Origin of the sequence: Sphingobium sp. BHU LFT2 (assembly GCF_018604485.1) — a bacterium.
GTDB classification, from domain to species: domain Bacteria; phylum Pseudomonadota; class Alphaproteobacteria; order Sphingomonadales; family Sphingomonadaceae; genus Sphingobium; species Sphingobium yanoikuyae_A.
Genome location: NZ_JAFCGW010000100.1, coordinates 1 through 420, shown reverse-complemented (window position 1 = coordinate 420; position 420 = coordinate 1). Strand labels below are relative to the sequence as shown.

Annotated in this window: 1 protein-coding gene; it reads right to left on the bottom strand. The window is 61.0% G+C overall.

The annotated features are described in order from the left end of the window. Window positions 1-420 (bottom strand): penicillin acylase family protein (locus tag JQK15_RS27755; protein ID WP_214869692.1); only part of this gene is annotated, 420 nt, incomplete at both ends.

Here is a 420-nt window from a genome sequence, read left to right as displayed (position 1 = left end):
TCGAGATAGAGGATATGGCCGGCGCGGTCGGCATAGATGATGTTGAACATCACCACCTGCATCTTGCGCAGCGCCTTTTCGAACGCGCCCCAGTCACGCGCCTTGCCCATCTCCAGATATTGCTCCAGCACGCCGGGCCGGTCGAGGCCGGCGACCTTGAGCGCGACCGTCGTCTTGCCGTCAGGCAGGGTGAAGACCGGGCCATGGACCGTGCTCTTCTGTTCGAAGCTGACGCTCTTCAGCGTGCCGTCCGCCTGCTTGACCTTGTAGCTCTTCGTCACCGTGTCGAACGGCAGCGTCTTGCCGTCGAAGCGATAGCCATCGGCTTCCAGCACCAGCTTGTAGCTGGTGAAGCCCTGCATCGTATTGACGGTGTTGGTGAAACCCAGATCATTGTTGAAGCCGAAGCGCAGCACCGGC